At 57.2% G+C, this 4,427-nt stretch carries 4 protein-coding genes; 1 reads left to right on the top strand and 3 read right to left on the bottom strand.

The genetic code is table 11. The annotated features are described in order from the left end of the window. Window positions 1-208 precede the first annotated feature (208 nt). The 3 genes from ACOI1H_RS23740 to ACOI1H_RS23730 all read right to left on the bottom strand — a co-directional run bounded on the left by ACOI1H_RS23740 (window position 209) and on the right by ACOI1H_RS23730 (window position 3,091). Complete coding sequence (locus ACOI1H_RS23740) at window positions 209-1,126, bottom strand: Stealth CR1 domain-containing protein (protein WP_422440651.1); 918 nt, start codon at window positions 1,124-1,126, stop codon at window positions 209-211. Window positions 1,127-1,302: 176 nt separating this feature from the next. Continuing rightward, a complete protein-coding gene (locus tag ACOI1H_RS23735) occupies window positions 1,303-1,938 on the bottom strand; it encodes an outer membrane protein (RefSeq protein WP_422440649.1) in 636 nt (211 codons plus the stop codon). An 85-nt stretch (window positions 1,939-2,023) separates the two neighbouring features. Beyond that, entirely contained in the window at window positions 2,024-3,091 is a 1,068-nt protein-coding gene (locus ACOI1H_RS23730) for an IS630 family transposase (protein WP_422440648.1), read from the bottom strand. Window positions 3,092-3,347: 256 nt separating this feature from the next. On the opposite strand from ACOI1H_RS23730, the gene ACOI1H_RS23725 reads away from it, so the two are divergent. After that, a partial coding sequence (locus ACOI1H_RS23725) for an IS1380 family transposase (protein WP_422440646.1) occupies window positions 3,348-4,427 on the top strand: 1,080 nt, incomplete at its 3' end.

The following is a 4,427-nucleotide window of genomic DNA, read 5'->3' as shown; positions in this document are numbered from 1 at the left end:
CCTTGTCAAGGATACTACCAGCGGTGCCTCAAGGCCGTGCGGGCGTGGCGTGACATGGCGCGCCACGGCTTCCTTCAGCGCCCTACGGGTCCGCAGCCTCGATTTCAGTGTCCTGAAAAGTCCCATGTCACGCGTTAGCCATCCGGAGTCAAAGAGTAAACCGGACGTCCCATCCTGGCGCGACGGACAGCTGAGGGATCGACGCGTTTCAACCGTAGCGCTGTTCCAGCCCGGACAGGATCGTGACCCTGTCGTCGGGCGTCATCGCCTCCAGGCTCTGCACACAGAACGACGCAAACGCGTCGCTGTTCAGGTCCTCCATCGTGCCGGCCAGGGCGGTCCCAGCCGGGTGGCCAGGCTTGATGTATCCGACATCGACCGGGGGCAGGATGCGGGCACCTGTCGCCATCTCCAGATGATGGGTCAGGCTGATCGGCGAGATCTGTGCGTCCGACCGAAACCGGTGCCCCGCCTGCGCCCGCAGCGCGGCAGGGCTGCCGTCATAGAAGCGCGCCAGGGTCGACCGTCGCATGGGATGCGGCTGATGTTCTACCAGCAGATAGCTGTCGCGCCGACCCACAGCCCCCGCCGCGGCCTGCTGCGCCGCCTTGTAGCCGGGTCGGCTTTGCCCCAGCGCAGATTTCAGGCACCGCAGAATAGGATTGGGCAGTCTTTTCAGCTGTCCCTGCAGGACAGGCATATCATCCTCGAAGAAGTCCATCGGCCGCATGGGTCTGCCGATGAAGATGTCGTCGTTCAGATATATGAAACGCTCGGTTAGGTCGGGAATGCGATGGATCATCGTTTCGATCGAACGTGACGAGAAGACCGGAAGCAGGTCCATGTGGTCGGCGTAGATCCCTTTGTGATCCACGATCCTGATTCGGTTGTCATCGCGCAAGGCACCAGACACGAAAGGACGCTGGTCATCGGTCACGATGTGGATGCGGCGAAGGAAGGGACAGAACTTCAGCAGGGACAGAACGGAAAACCGGATTTCGCCGGAGCTTATGAAACGCTGTGGACCGGACGCCTCCGGATGCGCAGACGGATCCTGAAAGCGCCGGCGCTTGTCCCGGTGCAGGGGGTCGTTGCCATCGACCCAGGTAATGACGGCATCAATCACTTTTTTCCCACGTCAAATACATTTTTTTAGTTTACCTGTTGATGAGCAAATCATTTTTTGCAGCATCATTCTGCTGTTGCGCGGAAAATCCACTTATCCCTGCTGTTCAGTTTGCCCAAGCCACCTCTAACTGCCGATGGCGGTATATTCTGCCGTAAACGAAAAGTATCCTACTGTCAGAAAGCGAAAGATACCCTCAGAGACGCGGTTGTAGCCTTGAAGTCGACGTTGTCGGCTTGAAAATCGTTAAAACGATTGTGGGATACCTCAGCGCCGACAACATAGTTTTGACCAACCCTGTAATCGACACCAAGGCCGGCAAACGCGCCATCCCCGTTACCCGCCAGACTACTATCTGAAACATTGGCCTGAGCTAAGCCGCCGCTGATAAATGGCATGAACGCGCCTGCATCGTACCCCAAACGCACCTTTAGACGGGCGATACCGTCTAAATTCAGACCACCATTGGCTTCTTCTAGATTGGTTGCTTCGTACTGCAATTCGCCTCCCAAAACCAACGCGCCTAAGTCGTAGTTGTAGCCAGCAAAAACTCCATAGGCTGCGCCGTCCAAGTCTGAAGGAAAGAGGTTGGTGTCCTTAAACGACCCCTGAAGTTTTGCGTAGCCAATGCTTCCACCAATGTATCCGCCGGTCCAACTGTCAGTTACCGGCATCGTCTGTGTCATTTCAACGGGCGCAGGCGATGGATTCATAGTTGGTTCACTAAGACTGCCAGCAGATGCAGCACCCGATGATGCAGCTAACATGATTGCCGATACCGCTAAGCGGTGAGACGATTTTGGGCTGGTCATAGTTTATCTCCAAAATGAAACTGGTAAACGTTGAGCGTTCAGAGCGCCCGCAGGCATTTTCTTACGGCTAATTTCTATACCGCCTCTACTTCAAAACCCGAAAGTTCTCGTGGTTTATGACGCGGAAGTTGTCTGAGACCCTGTCGCGGAAGTTTCTCCATTCCTGCGGGATGGTTTCACGCATGAATGCAAGGATGGCATCGGCGAACTGCTTCTGACTTGGGTAGTAGCGATTGTGGGTCACGTATTGATGCAAGACAGCCCAAAGCCGCTCAATCGGATTGAGATGAGGGCAGTAAGGCGGCAGCTGGATCAGATGGATACGGCAAGCTGTTCTGGCCAGGAAGGCTCTGACATCGGACCCTTTGTGGTAGGCAGCGTTGTCCCAGATGACATGAATGATGCGCTTATCAGGGTTGCGCGCTTCGATCTTGGTCAGAAGCTGCACGGCACTGACCCCATCAACGGTCGTGGGCTCGACAAAGGGTGCATCGAAGGTTTCGAGGTTCACAGCTCCATGAATGTTCACACGACCGCGCCCTGCCGTGCTGAGAACTGCTGGATTTGATCCAACCTTTACCCAGCCGAATGCAGGCTTGGTCTGGTATTCCGGATGCACCGCATCGGCAAAGTAGACGGCTTCATCCGCTGGTAACTCACGCATCAGGCGGTCGTAAAATGCGATGAAAGCGGCCTGTTTTTCGACGGATGCTACGCGCGGCAGGGGCTTGGGCTTGCGGTATTCAAAGCCCAGTCGGGCCAGAAGTTTGATGCAGCCGGAATGGGAATAGTTCAGACCACACTCAGCTAAAACATGGGCCCTGATCTCGACCGTCGAGCGACAAAAGCGGGCTTCCAGCCAAGCGCATAACGCAACCTCCTGTGCCTGCGTCATACGGGACTGACCGCCTTTCCAGCCGTCGAAAGCCAGCGCATCCCAACCATCTTGCAGAAAGGTTTTATGCCAGCCGCGGATGGTATCGTCGTCCAAGTAAAGAAACTTTGCGATCCGAGCACAGCTTTCCCCGTCGTCGAGCAGCAGGATCGCATTTGCCCGGCGGGCAATACCGTGGTCCTCGCGCTGGCGACGCACGCAAGCCTCAAGCTCGAGGCGGTCTGCTGAGGAAAGAAAGCCAGGGCGGATCATAGGCATAGCTGAATCGTTCCAAACCCAGCCGTCAAGTCACCAAATTCGGCTTCCGCAGGACTCGGAGTATATCATGAACAATTTTTTTCGTTCAGGCGAGCGTCATAATCAACGGACCGACGCCGAGCCTGACGATGTAGGGTGCCGATCTTGGAAGCGCTAACTGGACCCGCATTTCCCAAGTAACTTGACGTTTTCGCACCTCCGATTGCCAGTAATGTATTATATTTCAGCATGTTAATCTTGCTGAAGGTGGCGGATTATGGATCACCCAGAGGGTGCACGCGAAACGGGTGATGGGCGGCTTGGTTTTGACCGCCGGGTGCGGCTGGAATTTCGTGGCACGCAGCTCAGTTCCGACGGCGGTCTTCTGGTGATGCGCGAGTTGGAGGACGCGCTCGGGCTGTCGGGCCTCGCGTCAGCAGCGCTGTGCGACAGCCGCCGGGGCAAGAACACGGTCCATCGGCTTGACGGGCTGTTCCGACAATCAGTCTACGGGCGTCTGGCCGGATACGAGGATGTCAACGACACCGATCGCCTGGCCCTCGATCCCGTCATGCGCCAGGTTGTGGGCGGGCGTGCCGTCTATGCGCAGGCGGCTTCTGCTTCGCAGATGGGGCGGTTCGAGACCGAGACGTTGGCCCTGCCCGAGAACCGACAAGCACTGGTCGATCTGAACGGGCAATGGATCGACCGGTTTCATGATCGCAATGGCCTTAAATATATCGTGCTGGACATGGACAGCTCGGTCAGCCCGACTCATGGCGATCAGGAAGGCACAGCCTGGAACGGGCATTTTGACTGCACCTGTTACAATCCGCTCTTTGTGTTCAACCAGTTCGGAATGCTGGAACGCTGCGCCCTGCGGCACGGCAACGTCCACAGCGCAGACGGTTGGCGGGATGTCCTCGACCCGGTGATCGCCCGCTACGCTGGCCGCAAGCTTGGTGGCAGCTTCTTTCGCGCCGACGCCGCCTATGCCAGCCCCGCGATATATTCGCGGCTCGAAGAGGCAGGCTATTTCTACGCCATCCGGCTGCCCGCCAATGCCGTGCTTCGCAGCAAGATCGCGCACCGGCTGACCCGGCCGGTCGGGCGTCCTTCGCTGACCAAGGTCAAACGGTTCTTCGAAGGCTTCTATTACCAGGCACAAAGCTGGGACGAGGAGCGCCGCGTCATCGCCAAGATCGAATGGCATCCGGGCGAGTTGTTCCCCCGTGTGGGCTTCATCGTCACCAACCTGCCCATGGAGCCGGATTGGGTGGTAAGGTTCTACAATCAGAGAGGCACCGCCGAGCAGCACATCAAGGAAGGTAAATATGCCTTTCGCTGGACGCGGCTA

Origin of the sequence: Loktanella sp. DJP18 (genome assembly GCF_049310965.1) — a bacterium.
Lineage (GTDB): Bacteria > Pseudomonadota > Alphaproteobacteria > Rhodobacterales > Rhodobacteraceae > Loktanella.
The sequence above is the reverse complement of the archived record's forward strand: the minus strand, read 5'-3'. Positions and strand labels throughout refer to the sequence as shown.

Excerpts from the sequence above, each read along its gene's own strand:
- ACOI1H_RS23730 (WP_422440648.1), bottom strand. The coding sequence starts at position 3,091 with ATGCCTATGATCCGCCCTGGCTTTCTTTCCTCAGCAGACCGCCTCGAG.
- ACOI1H_RS23735 (WP_422440649.1), bottom strand. The coding sequence starts at position 1,938 with ATGACCAGCCCAAAATCGTCTCACCGCTTAGCGGTATCGGCAATCATG.